Genomic DNA, 17010 nt, shown 5'->3' with positions numbered 1-17010 from the left:
TAAACTTATAAACGCATTTAATTTTAGTAACTTAATCTTAATTGTCTAACTATATTTGCCCCTGCCGTGCAGCATGTTACTCATATTGTACGATTTATCGACTCACCTGCGCCCAGCTAATCACTTTTTATCCTATGAATAGAATACAATAGAATACCGTGACACCAAGCAAGGTGACTACAAGCGACAATAAACCGTCATCCATGCAATGCTCTAGCCTATATAGAGCCGCTTTTGTGACAAGCGTCTCACTTTGCACATTAAACACAGTAAAGAGCAATTGCTAGTTAACAATAAAGCAAAGCAGGGCACCAGCGATGCCAAATAGAAAGGAGCGAGTCATTATCGACAACGAATTTCGCCAGCAAAAATAGGAAACCCATTTGAATCAGCCGCATTAGCAGGTAGGCTATGCTCATCAATGGTCAAGCGCAATTCGAACCGACGAATGAGGACATCATGTTAGATAATCCGCCAGAAATCTCCAGAAGCTTTGCTGTCAGCCGCTTTGGCGAATATTACCTGCCCAGCATCAATCGTAATACATTTGAAAAAATTGACTCCACTTCATTGTATAACGAGCGCTTCAAACAGGCCTTATCTAAACCCGATACCTTACATATCATCATCGGCCTCGATTCTGGGCTGCTGGCCAATTATGTCATGGAGCGTCCGCTTGCCGATGGGGCTAAGTTTATTTTTGTTGAGCTGCCTGAAGTGCTCTCCATGTTGTCTATCGACATTCCTGAGCATCTGACAGATGAGATAAGCGTGATCTCATTTGATGAGCTTAACGAGACCATTGCCGATATCCGCAATAATGTGTTTTTAGTCAAAGGCAAATACGCCATTCATCGCTCAATTGCCGTCGATGGCAATTATTTAGAGCCCTACAGTGAGATCAATGCTGAAATCGAAAAAATGATTGAGCATGAATCCTTTAGCTTGGGCACAGCCTTTAATCAGAAGCTGTTTATCCAGACTCAGCTAACCAATGTAGCCGAAAACCTGCAACCCGCCTCAGTACTGCGTGGCCAATTTAATAATAAAACCTGCATCGTATTAGGCGGGGGTCCCTCGCTCGATAACAATATTGACTGGATAAAAGCTAACGCCGACCGACTGGTGATCATTGCCGCCTCACGCATTGTGGGCAAATTAGCCAAACTGGAGATAAAACCTGACATCATTGTCTCGGTCGACCCACAATCGATAAGTTTTGATGTCAATAAAGAGTTGATGTCACTGGAGCACGATACGTTGCTCGTCTATTCCTACCATGTGACCCCGCAAATTATCGGTCAATGGCGCGGCGCCGCGCTCTATACCGGCTCTCGTTTACCTTGGAACAATGACCACGATAACAACAATATCGAGTCCGTCGGCCCCACAGTCACCAATAGCGCTATCGAAATTGCACGGGAGATGGGGTTTAGCCAAATTTTGTTGTGCGGCGTAGATTTTTGCCATTCGCAATCGGGTATCACCCACACCGCTGGCACCTATGGCGCAAGCCTTGGACCGGACATGGGGATTATGTATGAGTGGGTTGAAACCAATTGTGGTGAAATGGCGGAAACTCCAATACAGCTCCTGTATGCCATACAATCACTTGCAGCAGCAATCGAGGCGTACCCCGGGGCGCGCTATACTAATCTGTCACCTGATGCCGCCAAGGTTAACGGGGTTGAACAGGTCAATGCCCATGACATCACCTTACCTGAGATCAGCGCCAAGCAACGCGCACTGCTGGCTCCGGCCCAGCATCTCTTGAGTATCGACAAGAAATGTCAGCTACTTCGCAGCACGCTCGACGCCTTAACAGCCACTAGCGAACAACTGGCGCAGTTAAATGACTGCAATCAAGACGCTCTGCAATTGGTCGACCAAATAGAAGCAGCGCATCAGTATCCTGAGCGTATAGGCGCATTAGCTAGCAAGCTAGATAACATCGAAAGCAACATCAACGCTAACTACTCTGGCCTAGCAAAGCTGGTTAAATTTTATGGTTATTATGAATTTAGCCACTTTTTATCCACCAAAAAAGTCGATGACTGGTCACAGCAAGATGTGACTGATAATACCCGTCTTTACTATCAAGCTTTTAGCGACATCACGAGCACATTAAGTCGATTAGTTGATGAGGCCATCGTGCGGGTAAGTTCACGCCTTGCAGAGCATCAAGATGAAGTGGTGGATATTCACACCTTATGTGAGCGCTGGGATATCGATGCACAGTGGGGACGCGCCCTTATTTGGCAACAGCAACATCCGCAGCTATATGCGAAATTACCTCCTGCTCAGCAAAGTAAACTGGCAAAAACCCGACAGCAATACCATGACCAATTTGTGGTCAAGGCGTTTATCGATCCCAGCGATGAGCCTGCTGTGCCACAACTCAACAATGCCTTTAAAAAACTGCATGCTCTGCTGCATTACAAACACCTGCTGGGCATCACAAAAATGGTGCAGTACACCGCCCCTTATGTCGACAGTGATCTTGATATTGCCCGTCTGCATAACTTAGCCAAAAGTTATCAATATCGGCTCGAAAACCAGCTAGAGCTGGCGCTCGATGCCGTGCTGGCAACCCCCATCGAACAGCGACAAGAGGCGGAGTTAAAGCAGATAATCCTACTGGCTTTAAAGCTTAACCGCCTGCCGCTGGCGCTGGCACAATATGCCAAAATTATTACCTATAGCGACGAATATCTGCCGCAATATGCTCAGGCCTTATACTTAAACGATAATGCCCAAGACGCGTTAGCCACTTATCTGGATTACCTTGATAAATATCCGCAAGATATTCCGGTCATGTTAAAACTAGGGATTTTTCTCGCTAATGTCGGCCAAATTGATGGCGCACGCGCCTGTTTTGAAAACGTCTTAAGCCTAGATGAAGAAAACCAAGCCGCGATAAGCTATATCCAGCAACTCGGTGATTAAGTTATAGGGCCTGTTGATCTTTCAAGGTTGTTTTTGCAGCGAATTGTTGGGTATTTATACAAGACAGAAGCTTTGTGGTGTAGTTATTCTTCATAAAAAGCTGAGAACGCAGTAGAAATGACCAGCAAAGATCAACAGGCCCTAGAGCATCAGCGCAAAGATTTATCCGCTGGCGCCCTTTCCCTTGCTCGCATTCAAACCGTATAATACGCCTTTGCATATCTCACCCAATTTCGATAGCGAGGCTCTGTGGCACATACTTATATTCCACTCGATCAATACCAACGTAAATGGATCTTCAATCACAAAGATCTTCCTGTCAGTGATGATGACAAGGCATTCATTAAGCCCCTTGATCAAAAATCGTCAATGGAGGTGTGGAATAAATGGATAAGTAACAAGAGCAGTCGCGCCGAGCAATTTACCAAGGGTGACTGGGCAGCAAAAGCCGATGCTTGGCTTGAAACCGACCATTGGCAAAGCGCATGGGACAGCGAAGCGGCCGAACTGCCCGAAATATTACACCATCATTTTGACTGGGAAAATGACACGCCAATCTACTTTTGCTATGAAAAATATCAAGTTATTGAAACTCGGTGGGATGTTTTTGTACGCAACTGGAAGTGTTTCCTGTTTTTTGATGACGGCCCACTACTGATCTCTCCGAAGAAAAAACAAGCGGCGATATTTCATCAAAGTGGCCAATACCAAGTGGGTCAGCGAGGTTAGCCCTCGCCCCATCATCGCCATCACGGCAACGATGACTCAAACCAATAACTAAAAATGAGACCGACGATGAAACCCATTACCACCTTAACCCTATTGCTGCCTTTACTGATGACCAGTCTGGCAAATGCCAAAACGATCGCCGATGTTGAAGTGGCTGAAATGATTCAATTAGCTGACAACACCTTGCAACTCAACGGCGCGGGCGTGCGCAGTAAATTCTTTATGGACTTGTATGTAGGCAGTCTTTACCTTCAGCAGCCAAGCAGTGACGTTGAGGCCATTATCAACGCCCCCAAGGCGGTGATCCGGCTTAATATCACCTCGGGGATGATCACCTCTGATAAAATGAGCGATGCCATTATCACCGGGTTTGACGATGCCACCCAAGGCCATGTAGCCCCCATTAAGCAACACATCGACACCTTTATGGCCTTATTTAATGAGCCTATTGTGGATGGCGATCAGTTTACCTTTGAGACCACTCAGGGCGTTGGCGTTAGTGCCTATAAAAACAACCAATTACAGGCAAATATTCAAGGTGAAGACTTTAGACAAGCTCTGCTCAATATTTGGCTTGGAGACTCACCAGCACAAAGCAGCTTAAAGGCGGCAATGCTAGGACAATAAGGTAGCGATAATAGATGGCAGGACTGACATAAACGCATTACGCTGCCCCATAATCAACAAGCCCAACGCTATTGGCTGGGCTCGTTGATTATGGACGCAATTTTTACGACTAACTTACTGTCACTGTAAGCGCCTATTAAAACTTATATTGCGCTGCAAATGCCATGGCCAGTTGATCATCTAGGGTATCGGTATTATTGGGTTCGCTCAGCTCCATTTCGCCATTAAAGTAATAACCTAAATAGCCATTGAGTGAAAATGACTCATTCACCGCCCATCCTGCACGCACAAAGCTTGCCCACTCGTCGATTTCGACGGCCACGTTATCATCTTTAACTAAAAATCGTTGAGTACGCTTCGATGCGCCAACACCCACATCGATAGCATCAGACAGCTTATAACTCAGCTCCAAACCTGCTGGGCCACTAAAACCAGCCGAAAATGGATTGCCCAGCTTGAGTCTGTCACTAATTTGCCAGTTAACCGCCAGATAAGGCACGGTTCTAACCTCTGAAATATCGTTTAAATAGGCTACGCCAAGCCCCAACATATTGCCATTATTGAATCGGTACATGCCTGAGGCGACCACACCATAGCTTTGTGCATTTGATCGCGAGGCATCATCTGTGTAAGCGTATTGGATCTTAGGCGCAAACAGGAACATCCAGCGCTGATTAAGCCGAAAACTCAGCCCCACACCGGCACTGTAACGGTCAACTGATGACCAAGGGGACAGTTGCCCCCCCATTAATCCAGCTCCTCTGCCAGACCAATCAAAATCTAACTTGTCATAGTTGGCATTTAAACTGAGAGACCACTGCTTATTCAGTGGTATATCGCTCTTAACCCCAAATAACCAGGTATCTCGCTGTAACTCGTAGCCCGAGTTATTCACGTCGGCATCTGAGGTCGCAATACGAGACACACTCAAAGTCAGCGGCGAGTAAGGTTTGGCCACAGCAGACGCGCTAGCCCCCAGGGTGGCAACCGCACCAAATAGTAAGGAGGTCGATAGGCGAGAAAAACGGCTGTTGTTATAAAAAATCATGCTAACTCCATCGCAGCAATATAAAAATAATGGATGATCGTTATCGATCACGGCAATGTTCACCGCAACAAAAACGAAATGCAATAGCTTAAAGAATTACACTGTGGCTATTACGGTTATTGAGCGCACTACTGCTTACTATCACGCCATATTATTGAGATTATTACTTTTTTACAGCATCTATAACACAACTTGTGACACCCACGACTCAGCGCCATTAATCAACTTCAGGGACTCTCTTTGGTGTAATAAAGTGGCCTGCAAGCAAAGCGTTATCAGTACGTATCAGTGCTACAAACCGATCAGCTGCGCCAAGATTATAGCTCAACTTAAATCGTCTATTTTCCCGCGATGTTTATTCACCATGCTTCAATGACACTCAAATTTCGCTGCGATTACCTCGTAAAAACATCTCAACCGTCTCTTTTATGTATCGCGTGCGATGGGGCGCGATATCCTCTACCGCCAACCCTAACTCTAACTTTAGGCGCATCTCACCAAATAACATAAGGCATAAACGCACTGCAGCGCCACGAACATCACCAAACTGATAACGGCCAACTTGTTGCAATTCAATAAAAAAGTGAGCGGTTTAAATCATCACACCTTACACAACGCTCCCCCTGTACCAAGGCCAACCCCACATTGGTGCACGCTCAATACTGTACCATTAAAAAATCACCTCTCATGTTAACAATATGGTAACTAGTTAATTTTATAATATTTTAGTTGAATTAGACCTATGTCAAAACATTGCCGATAACATTTCTATATATTTAGCAAACAATAATAAACAAGCATGGATAGACGGATGAATTACAAACATTGGCCGGTCGCAAAACAGATAGGTGTGCTCGCCTTTATACTCACCATAATCGTATTTAGTATTATTAGCAGTGTCTCTTATATCACTGCTAATAATGTGCTCGAACAAAAAGGGATCAGCGCCATGAAGGCGCAAATGGACAGCACCGCCGACCTTATCGAGCTGCAGTACCATAGTTTATTATCATTAGCTCGTCGCAACGCCGATATCTTGCGCACCATGTACCCAGGGCAATTTTATAAACCCGACAAAACCGTCAAGGTGTTAGGCACCCCTACGCCAGCATTAGCCCACGAGCGCGAGCAAATTAACGCTTCAAAAAGTAAAGTGGACCGATTTTCTAGCCTAACGGGCGGCACTGCAACGGTATTTGTGCGTGACGGAGATGACTTTATCCGTATTTCGACCTCACTGAAAAAAGCCGACGGTCAACGTGCATTAGGCACCTATTTGGGCACCAAGCACCCAGGCTACGCCGCGCTGCTCAAGGGCCAAGAATATGAGGGTTACGCCAAGCTGTTTGGTAAGGATTACATGACGGTTTATCGCCCGATAACGGGGCCAGCGGGGGATGTCATCGGTATCCTTTATATCGGCTTTGATATCACAGACTCGCTTACTGAACTGCAACAGTCGATGAACCAACTCAAGCTGGAGGAGTCAGGCTACTTCACCCTACTGCGTAATAGGGACAACACCATTATCGCCCAGCCACATCAAACGACGGGCACCCCACTTACAGAGACCATTTTAGACGGTATAAGCCTTGAGCAAGCCAAGCAAGATGAAGGTGAACGAGAATATCTCAATAGCCAGGGTGAAGCCATGTATGCATACTCACTCAACATTCCTGGCTGGCAATGGACCCTACTGGGCCAAACCAAAGTGCGCGAGCTAAATGAAGAAAGCCTAACTCTGCTCGCCATCAATGTGGCTGTTGCACTGTTCGGCATTGTCGTTATTACCCTGCTGCTCTCTTTAGTGCTATTTAAAACCCTCAAGCCTTTAGGCGTACTGCAATATCAACTCACTCAATTAGGTGAAGGTGACTTGTCACAGCAGTTTGCGACGGTATCCAATGACAGTGATAACGAGGTGGATAAAATCACCATTAGCGCGCATCAAATGGCGACCAGCCTCAGAACCTTAATTGATGCACTACAAGCCTCGGTCAATACCCTAGAAACTCAGGCCGAGACGGCTCAAGAAACCGCACGCCTCAATGGTGAAGAGTCACAAGCATTGATGGCGCAGACCGATCAAATTGCCACCGCCATTGAAGAGATGTCGACCTCCATTCGTGATGTCGCTAGCCACGCAGGTGAAGGGGCCAATCGCAGTCAGCAAGTTGACAGTGCATCACGCGATGGCCATCAGCAGTTAAATTTAGTCGTGCAAGGGCTCACCACCTTAAGCGATCAGCTTAATAGCAGCCACATCAGTGTCGAAAACGTCAGCAAAGAGAGTGAAGCGATTAACCAAGTCACGGAAGTGATCAACAGCATCGCCGAACAGACTAACCTGCTGGCGCTTAATGCCGCCATTGAAGCCGCCCGCGCGGGGGAACAAGGCCGTGGGTTTGCCGTGGTCGCCGATGAAGTCCGCACCTTAGCCCAGCGTACCCAGTCTTCAATCTCAGAAATTAGCCAGACCATTGCTCAACTGCAATCACAGGTCAAGCTTACCGCCCAGCAGATGGGGCAAAGCCAGCAGCTGGGCACAGAGTCTGCTAATCAGGGGCAAGAGGTCGCGTTGCAGCTTAATCAAATCACTACCAGTATTGGTGAGCTAGCCATCACCTCAAGTAGTATTGCCAGTGCAACGGAGCAACAAAGCGCCGTGGCCGATGAGATAACCCGTAACTTGCATCAAATCACAGAGCTGGCTCGCGAGGGGGAACTGCGCGCCAATGAAACCCTTGATGCCGCTCAAGGTCTATCCCATTTAGCCCATGAGATAAAACAGAAGATCAGCATCTTTAAATAAGCCCTAAATACACCAGGCCATCTGCAGCTTAATGGCCTGGTGTTCCTGCACTCAAAAGCCCTACCTCAGTAACCTAATTCAGCAAGCTAAATCAGTGGCCACCACCGTAATCAATTACCTAAAAATCTAGCTCACTAGCGGTAATGCTTCACCAACATTCGGCCACCCCTTGCCCACTTTAACTAATGCTTCATCACCTCAACACATGGACCGCTTAATCACTTGGCCAATGCTGCTAGCCACATTAAATTGCTCGCAAGTCAAGTTGAGTGCAACAGTCAAACACTGCTCATCGTGATGAATGTAATCTACTCACCAGCGTAAGCGTGCCGCACTGAGTTGCGAGGTATCTATTGGGAACAGCAAAGGCAATCCCTCAGCCTGTAGCAAAGGTCTGTTACGGCGGTCTTTAGCATTGTGATGATTTCTTCCTCTCAACAAACAATAAAAAACCCCGCATCTACCAAAGTAAAGTACGGGGTTTAGAGATAACGCGACTAGCCATATTTAGGCAGCGACGCTTATCTTAGCGACGAGATTAATCTTGTTGATCTGCGTCTCTGTCCATGTTTTCAGTATTTTCTAACCACAAGGCGTTGATAATACCGAAAGAACACGCCAGCAAAATGCCTAAAATCCAAGCAAAGTACCACATAGTGTCGGCTCCTTAGTAAAGTGACGTCTTGTTATCTTCGATGTAGCTGCGGCTTAAGCGGCCAAACATCTTCAAGTAAGTCCAAATGGTGTAGCTGAGGACTATCGGTACAAAGATAGCGGCTGCCCATGTCATCACGGTTAACGTCATATGACTGGCTGTCGCATCCCACATAGTTAAGCTCACATTGGGCTCAAGTGATGATGGCATCACAAATGGGAACATAGCTGCGCCACAGGTCAAAATAATCATCGCCACTGCAACAGAGCTGAACAAGAACGCAAAACCTGAGCGGTTAAAACGACTCGCTAGCAAGGCCAGTAGTGGCATTGCAATGCCCAAAATCGGGAACAGCATAGTCACAGGGTACTTGTCATAGTTTGCTAACCAGGCACCGGCTTCAACGGCAACCGTTTTTAAGGTTGGGTTTGACACGCCGTGAGTATCAAGCGCAGATGTGATCACATAACCGTCAATCCCATTGGCTAACCAAACACCAGCGAGGGTAAACAGCACAGCCAATAACAGAGCAAACACTTGAGTGGCTTTCGCAGCACGAACGCGCAGCTCACCTTCTGTCTTCATCTGTAACCAAGCAGCACCTTGCATCATGATCATCGCCACGCTCACCAGACCAGCTAATAAACCAAATGGATTCAGCAGCCCAAACAAGCCACCATGATAAGTTGCACGTAGGAACTCATCAAAGTTAAACGGCACACCTTGTAACAAGTTACCAAATGCCACACCAATGATCAGCGGCGGAACAAAACCACCGGCAAACAATGCCCAGTCCCAGCTCTTACGCCATCTTGGATCTTCAATTTTCGAGCGATAATCGAAACCCACTGGGCGCATAAACAGGGCAAACAGCACCAACATCATCGCCACATAAAAGCCTGAGAAAGATACCGCGTACACCATAGGCCAAGCAGCAAATAGCGCACCACCTGCGGTGATTAACCATACTTGGTTACCATCCCAGTGAGGGGCAATCGAGTTAATCATGATACGGCGATCGGTATCATCTTTACCGATGATAGGCAGCAATGCCCCCACTCCCATATCGAAACCGTCGGTGACGGCAAATCCGATGAATAGCACACCAATCAGTGCCCACCAGATAAATCTTAATATCTCATAATCAAACATAATCAGATCTCCGGCTTAAGCATCTAGCTGTTCAAAGTGATAACGACCTGTTTTCAGGCTGCTAGGGCCTTTACGAGCAAACTTAATCATTAAGAACAGCTCGATAACCAACAACACTGAATAGAACAAGGTAATTGAAATGATACTGAACCACAGATCACTTACGTTCAGGCTCGATGCCGACATGAAAGTAGGCAAAACCTCTGAAATGGTCCAAGGTTGGCGACCGTACTCGGCGACAAACCAACCACACTCAATCGCGATCCAAGGCAATGGTAAGCTGTATAGCGCAGCTTTAAGTACCCATGGTTTCTCTTCGATTTGGTGACGTGTGCTTTGCCAGAAAGCGGCAGCGAACACAAACAACATGATCACACCAAGACCGACCATCACGCGGAAGCTCCAAAACATCGGCGCGACCGATGGGATAGAATCTTTCGCCGCAGCTTGAATTTGCTCTTCGGTAGCATCAACCACATTGTCCGTGTAACGCTTAAGCAGTAAGCCATAGCCTAAGTCCACTTTAGCCTCTTCAAAAGCGGCTCGCAGCTCAGGAGTTTCGTTACCCGCACGCAACTCTGTTAGCATCGCGTAGGCTTTCATACCGTTACGAATACGCACTTCGTGTTCGGCAATCAAGTCACGAATACCAGTCACCTCTTCATCCAGAGAGCGAGTTGCAATAATGCCCATCGCATAGGGGATTTTAATGGCATAATCGGTGTGCATGGTTTCTTGATTTGGGAAACCCACAGCGGTAAATGCCGCAGGAGCTGGCTCAGTGTGCCATTCTGCTTCAATCGCGGCTAATTTAACTCGCTGTACTTCGCCGACCTTATAACCCGATTCGTCGCCTAATACGATAACCGACAAGATAGAGGCCATACCAAAACTGGCTGCAATCGCGAATGAACGACGAGCAAAAGGCAGGTCACGCTTTTTCAAGATGTAGTAAGCACTGATAGCTAAAACAAACATCGCGCCCGCTACATAACCTGACGCCACAGTATGCACAAACTTCACCTGCGCAACGGGGTTAAATACCACCTCAGCAAAGCTGGTCATCTCCATACGCATGGTTTCGTAGTTAAATACGCTACCGACGGGGTTTTGCATCCAACCATTAGCCACTAGGATCCACAAGGCTGACATGTTTGAGCCCAGCGCCACTAACCAGGTAACGGCTAAGTGTTGGCGTTTACTGAAACGATCCCAACCAAAGAAGAACATCCCGACTAAAGTCGATTCGAGGAAGAACGCCATCAACCCTTCAATCGCCAGCGGTGCGCCAAAAATATCACCCACATAATGTGAGTAATACGACCAGTTAGTTCCAAATTGGAACTCCATCGCCAACCCGGTGGTCACACCGAGAGCAAAGTTAATACCAAATAGCTTACCCCAGAACTTGGTCATATCTTTATAGATCTGCTTATCGGTCATCACATACAGTGATTCCATAATGGCTAGCAAGAACGCTAACCCCAAGGTCAAAGGAACAAACAGGAAGTGATACATAGCTGTCAGCGCGAACTGCAAGCGCGAGAGCTCAACAACCTCTTCAACAATCATCAGTGACTCCTTAGGTGGTGCGAACATTATTACGATGAGATCCCCATCCACCGTAAAATGCATTTTTTAAGAACTTTATTGTTCAAAGTGATCCGTATATGTCGCCATATACTAAACCGCCAAATATTTACTTTTCAGTCAAATTGAGTAAAACAGTGCCTCAAAAGGCGTCCCCCACATAAAAACGAGACACACCCCACGAAACGGTAAGCTTTGTGATCTCTAACCCCTAAAAATCAACAGCGAAATAATTAAAAGTAATTTTTTCAGAAACTTACAACAGGGCTCGGCAAGTATACCGTGGGTATTTTATACCACTGAGAATTGATTCAAATCAATCAATCATGCCAGCAATAATGGGTTTTGCGGCAGACGACACACTTCACCCGCCAAGGTGGTTGCTAAAACAAACAAAACATGCTAGGTGGTTACGGCAATTAATAAAAGACAATACTTATAACCCCTAAGCATGTATATCTCCACAAAAAGGACATTTAACAAAACTTAACAAATAAACCATTATTATCACTAACCATAAAAAACAAACAAACCAAAATAAATGCAATTAAAAACAAAAGTATAAAATCATTGACAGCTCAATAAGTAATCACTAGTGAGTTTAAATCATTATATTTACTAATGATAAATCTTAATTTTAATCGTTTGTCCAAAATAAGACGTCTGGTTACCATACCGCCCAGTAGAGGAGCCTATAAGGCCATCCGCTGAAGTCGCCCAGTGGTGTTCGGCTCCACTCATACCATCAACCACTATGTAGAGATATCAAAATGAAAAGCTTATTTGACCGTTTAGTAAACAGCTATAAGCGTATTTTTGTTGAATTATATCAAGCTAATGCTCGTTAATACGCTGTTTAGCAAGAGTTTTAGTTAGAGTTTTGTTAGCGCAAAACCGCCATCATCTCGGTAACGGGGTGGTGGCGTTTTCATATCTAGAGCCTAATTTGCCATAGTCACATTACAGTTTAGCACTTGCTGATATACCTGCTAAAAGTTAATCGCTACGGTTTAAAAAATGCCGCATAACCCTAAGTTTAAGTATATAAAGATAAAAATGGCGTATAGATAAGCCTTTATCGCTATTTAGCACAAGGTAATATAAATACTAAACTGTAACACTTTGTATTAAATACCATTTATATTTCACAGTAATGACCAATAAAAAAGGCCTCAAAATTTCGAGGCCTTTTTTGTCGCTAAACAAGTATTAACAGTTCATGTTAACCTAATTTAGCTCTGGCATTTCTAAACATTCTCATCCAAGGGCTATCTTCGCCCCATTCATCAGGATGCCATGAGTTGGCCACGGTTCTAAACACACGCTCAGGGTGTGGCATCATGATAGTTACGCGGCCATCAGTGCTACAGATCCCTGTTAAGGCGTTCGGTGAACCATTAGGGTTTTCTGGATACTGAGTGGCAATCTGCCCATGGCCATCAACAAAACGCAGGGCGATGGTGCCCGAAGCTTCTGCAGCAGCTAGGGCTGCTGGCGACGCAAACTCGGCGCGACCTTCTCCATGGGATACCGCGATCGGCATACGCGATCCTTGCATCCCCTCAAAGAACAACGACGGGCTCTGCTGCACTTCAACCAAGCTAAAGCGAGCTTCAAAGCGCTCAGAGCGGTTACGCACAAAGTGTGGCCAGTGCTCAGTGCCCGGGATAATATCTTTTAAGTTAGATAACATCTGGCAACCGTTACAGACGCCGAGGGCGAAGCTGTCTTGACGCTCAAAGAAGCGGCTAAACTGCTCACGCGCGCGGGCATTAAACAATATCGATTTAGCCCAACCTTCACCCGCGCCCAATACGTCGCCGTATGAGAAGCCACCACAAGCCGCTAGGCCTTGGAACTCTTCAAGGCTAATTCGGCCAGACAAGATATCCGACATATGCACATCACGGCTTTCGAAACCGGCTCTATCAAACGCGGCCGCCATCTCTAGATGTGAGTTAACGCCCTGCTCACGCAAAATCGCCATCTTAGGCGCAGCGCCTTTAAGGATATAAGGTGCTGCAATATCTTCGCTTGGATTAAAGGTCAGATCCACGGTCAAACCCGGAGCATCGGCCACTTGCTTAAGCTGAAACTCTTCTAGGGCGCATTCTGGGTTGTCACGTAAAGCTTGCATGCGATAGGTGGTTTCAGCCCAGATGGTTCTCAGCTCGGTGCGCGACTCACGTAATACTTCACTCGCGCCGTCAAAAATAACAATATCATCACCAGCCACTGGTTTAGCAACGCTGACACACGCCACGCCAGCGGCCTGATACTGCGCCTTAATGGCACTGGCATCAGATGCACTCACTTGGATAACGGCGCCCAGCTCTTCGTTAAACAAGCGCTCAACATGGGTTCCGCTCAAGGCTTCAAGGTTCACCTCAAGCCCAGTATTACCCGCAAACGCCATCTCGACTAAGCTCGTTAATAAACCACCGTCACTGCGGTCGTGATAGGCAATAATCGCTTTTTTCGCAACCAGTTTTTGGGTCACGTCGAAGAAACCACGAAGCAGCGCAGCATCATTAAGATCTGGCGCCACATCACCAAGCTGGCTATAGACTTGCGCTAAACAAGAGCCCCCCAAACGGTGATGGCCTGCACTCAGATCCACCAGCAGTAACTCGGTCTCACCTTTGTCGCTGCGCAGCTCAGGCGTTATCGTATTACGAATATTTTGTACGACACCAAAGGCGGTGATCACCAGTGACATCGGCGAGGTTACCGCTTTATCGACGCCATCATCTTGCCAAGCGGTCTTCATCGACATAGAGTCTTTGCCGACCGGAATGGTTAAATCAAGCTCTGGACACAGCTGCTCCCCCACGGCCTTAACCGCTTCGTAAAGGCCAGCATCTTCACCAGGATGACCAGCAGCCGACATCCAGTTAGCCGACAGTTTGATGCGCTTGAACGAGCCAATATCGGTACCGGCAATGTTCATAATAGACTCGGCAACAGCCATGCGAGCCGAAGCGCCAAAGTCTAATAAGGCCAGCGGCGTGCGCTCACCAATCGACATGGCTTCACCGGCGTAAGTGTCGAAACTCGACGCGGTCACCGCACAATCGGCCACGGGCACCTGCCAAGGGCCCACCATCTGATCGCGATTCACCAAACCAGTAACAGTGCGGTCGCCAATGGTAATAAGGAAGGTTTTTTCCGCCACTGTGGGTAAACGTAGTACACGTTGCACCGCCTCTTTCAACTCGATAGCCCCCTGATCTAACGCTGGAGACTGCGCTTTTTGTGATACCACATCGCGGCTCATTTTAGGCGCTTTACCTAGCAAGACATCTAAAGGTAAGTCGATAGGCATATTGTCAAAGTGGCTGTCAGACAGCGATAAATGCCGCTCCTGCGTTGCCTCACCGACCACGGCAAATGGCGCGCGTTCACGCTCACAAATCGCGGTAAATACAGCTAGATTTTCGGGCGCGACCGACATCACATAACGCTCTTGCGACTCGTTACACCAGATCTCTAACGGGCTCATGCCGGGTTCATCTGATGGCACATTACGCAGCTCAAATTTACCGCCGCGCTCACCGTCATTGACGAGCTCAGGGAAAGCGTTAGATAAACCACCAGCGCCGACATCGTGAATAAACTGAATCGGGTTATCATCACCCATCTGCCAGCAGCGATCGATCACCTCTTGGCAACGACGCTCCATTTCTGGGTTTTCACGCTGCACAGAAGCAAAGTCTAAGTCTTCGCTAGACTGACCCGAGGCCATAGATGACGCCGCGCCACCGCCCAAACCGATATTCATCGCTGGGCCACCTAACACAATCAGCTTGGCGCCAACGGTGATTTCACCTTTTTGTACATGTTCTTCGCGGATATTACCCAAACCACCCGCCAGCATAATGGGCTTATGGTAGCCGCGCACTTCAACACCATTATGGCTAGAAACTTGCTGCTCATAGGTACGGAAGTAACCCACTAATGCTGGGCGACCGAATTCGTTATTGAAGGCCGCTCCACCTAATGGGCCTTCGGTCATGATATCGAGCGCGGTGACGATGCGATCCGGCTTACCATAATCACCTTCCCAAGGTTGCACGAAACCTGGGATCTTAAGGTTAGAAACACTAAAGCCGGTTAATCCTGCTTTAGGCTTAGAGCCGCGGCCAGTGGCACCTTCGTCACGAATTTCACCGCCCGAGCCGGTGGCCGCACCTGGGTATGGACTAATCGCCGTGGGGTGATTGTGGGTTTCCACCTTCATCAACACATGCATAGGTTCTGTATGGTAGGCGTACACCCCATTTTGCTCAGGGAAGAAACGCCCAGCCACCGAACCTTCCATCACGGCAGCGTTATCTTTATAGGCGGATAACACATGATCAGGTGTCTTTTCGAAGGTGTTTTTAATCATTTTGAACAGCGATTTAGGCTGAACTTCGCCGTCGATTGTCCAATCGGCATTAAAGATTTTATGTCGGCAGTGCTCAGAGTTTGCCTGTGCAAACATCATCAGCTCAACGTCATTTGGATTACGGTTAAGACGGACAAAGTTGTCGACTAAGTAATCTATCTCATCGGCCGCTAACGCAAGCCCTAGCTCGATATTGGCTTGCTCGAGCGCGCGTTTGCCTTCACCGAGAATATTCACACTGGTGACTTTGGCTGGCGCAGTGCGAGCAAACAAGCTAGCAGCTTGCTCAAAATCAGTCAGCATCACTTCGACCATGCGGTCATGTAATAGTTGGTTTAACTGCTTTTGCTGCTCATCATTAAGACTATCGCCTTGGACGTAATACGCGACACCACGCTCTAAACGCTTCACTTTGTGTAAACCACAATTGTGTGCGATGTCTGTCGCTTTAGATGACCAGGGAGAGATGGTGCCGGGACGGGGAGTAACAAAGTAGAGGGTGCCTTGTGGAGCATGTGCTTCGATAGCGGGTCCATAGGTCAGTAACTTGGCTAGTTGCTGGGTTTCGCTAGCATCTAGCGTAGCGGTTAAATCGGCTAAATGTACAAACTCAGCGTAGATATTGTTAATGGGCAGAGCTGCGTTATCACAGGATGCCATTAATTTTTGAACTCTAAACGCTGATAATGCAGGGGCTCCGCGGATGATCTCCATCACGTCTTTTCACCTTATTAATTATAATTGCAGGGTCAGATCTGGCGCTATTATAGGGAAATACGGTGCACAAATCATCAGGCTTGTGGCGCCAAAACGGCGTTTCATTCAGTTTATTAGCCTCGTAATGCGAAAACTGCATTACGTGATAAAAAAACTGACTTGAAAATACAAAATATTCCCATAATTAACGGGACATGACTGCACGAAATGCCAGCAAAAATATAATGAGCAACTACTGAAAAATCGATTAAAATTAATTTATTACTCAGTAACATACTGCTGGAAGCTGTCTATTATTGAGTTTTATCTCATTATGATACAATAAGCGTCCTACTCGCTTTCAA

At 46.9% G+C, this 17010-nt stretch carries 10 protein-coding genes; 4 read left to right on the top strand and 6 right to left on the bottom strand.

Annotated features, from left to right (window positions below; all coding sequences use genetic code 11):
* Positions 1-459 precede the first annotated feature (459 nt).
* From AC5YBX_RS05260 to AC5YBX_RS05250, 3 genes are all read left to right on the top strand, one after another.
* Positions 460-2946, top strand: coding sequence for a motility associated factor glycosyltransferase family protein (locus AC5YBX_RS05260; RefSeq protein ID WP_494524479.1), 2487 nt, complete (start codon positions 460-462; stop codon positions 2944-2946).
* Positions 2947-3195: 249 nt separating this feature from the next.
* Positions 3196-3675 carry a DUF2947 domain-containing protein gene (locus AC5YBX_RS05255; RefSeq protein ID WP_475516247.1) on the top strand — a complete coding sequence of 160 codons (480 nt, stop codon included), beginning with the start codon at positions 3196-3198 and terminating at the stop codon, positions 3673-3675.
* 66 nt (positions 3676-3741) lie between these two features.
* Positions 3742-4302, top strand: coding sequence for a chalcone isomerase family protein (locus AC5YBX_RS05250; protein WP_494524478.1), 561 nt, complete (start codon positions 3742-3744; stop codon positions 4300-4302).
* 136 nt (positions 4303-4438) lie between these two features.
* On the opposite strand, the gene AC5YBX_RS05245 is transcribed toward AC5YBX_RS05250, so the two are convergent.
* Together AC5YBX_RS05245 and AC5YBX_RS05240 are read right to left on the bottom strand one after the other, a co-directional pair.
* Positions 4439-5350: a DUF6268 family outer membrane beta-barrel protein gene (locus AC5YBX_RS05245; RefSeq protein ID WP_494524477.1), complete on the bottom strand. Its 912-nt coding sequence runs from the start codon at positions 5348-5350 to the stop codon at positions 4439-4441.
* A 379-nt stretch (positions 5351-5729) separates the two neighbouring features.
* On the bottom strand, positions 5730-5921 hold the full coding sequence (locus AC5YBX_RS05240; RefSeq protein WP_494524476.1) for a hypothetical protein: 192 nt from the start codon (positions 5919-5921) through the stop codon (positions 5730-5732).
* A 240-nt stretch (positions 5922-6161) separates the two neighbouring features.
* Between AC5YBX_RS05240 and AC5YBX_RS05235 the strand changes: the two genes are divergently transcribed.
* Positions 6162-8162 carry a methyl-accepting chemotaxis protein gene (locus AC5YBX_RS05235; RefSeq protein WP_494524475.1) on the top strand — a complete coding sequence of 667 codons (2001 nt, stop codon included), beginning with the start codon at positions 6162-6164 and terminating at the stop codon, positions 8160-8162.
* A 538-nt stretch (positions 8163-8700) separates the two neighbouring features.
* Here AC5YBX_RS05235 and cydX read toward each other — a convergent pair.
* The 4 genes from cydX to purL form a co-directional block, all read right to left on the bottom strand.
* Complete coding sequence (gene cydX, locus AC5YBX_RS05230; RefSeq protein WP_494519691.1) at positions 8701-8817, bottom strand: cytochrome bd-I oxidase subunit CydX; 117 nt, start codon at positions 8815-8817, stop codon at positions 8701-8703.
* A 12-nt stretch (positions 8818-8829) separates the two neighbouring features.
* Positions 8830-9969: a cytochrome d ubiquinol oxidase subunit II gene (gene cydB, locus AC5YBX_RS05225; RefSeq protein WP_475516241.1), complete on the bottom strand. Its 1140-nt coding sequence runs from the start codon at positions 9967-9969 to the stop codon at positions 8830-8832.
* A gap of 15 nt (positions 9970-9984) precedes the next feature.
* Positions 9985-11541 carry a cytochrome ubiquinol oxidase subunit I gene (locus AC5YBX_RS05220; RefSeq protein ID WP_494519693.1) on the bottom strand — a complete coding sequence of 519 codons (1557 nt, stop codon included), beginning with the start codon at positions 11539-11541 and terminating at the stop codon, positions 9985-9987.
* Between the two features lie 1240 nt (positions 11542-12781).
* Positions 12782-16663 (bottom strand): phosphoribosylformylglycinamidine synthase, encoded by a 3882-nt coding sequence (gene purL / locus AC5YBX_RS05215; RefSeq protein WP_494524797.1) that lies wholly within the window; start codon positions 16661-16663, stop codon positions 12782-12784.
* Positions 16664-17010: the final 347 nt, after the last annotated feature.

The sequence above is a fragment of the Shewanella sp. 492 genome (assembly GCF_059338445.1).
The sequence above is the reverse complement of the archived record's forward strand: the minus strand, read 5'-3'. Positions and strand labels throughout refer to the sequence as shown.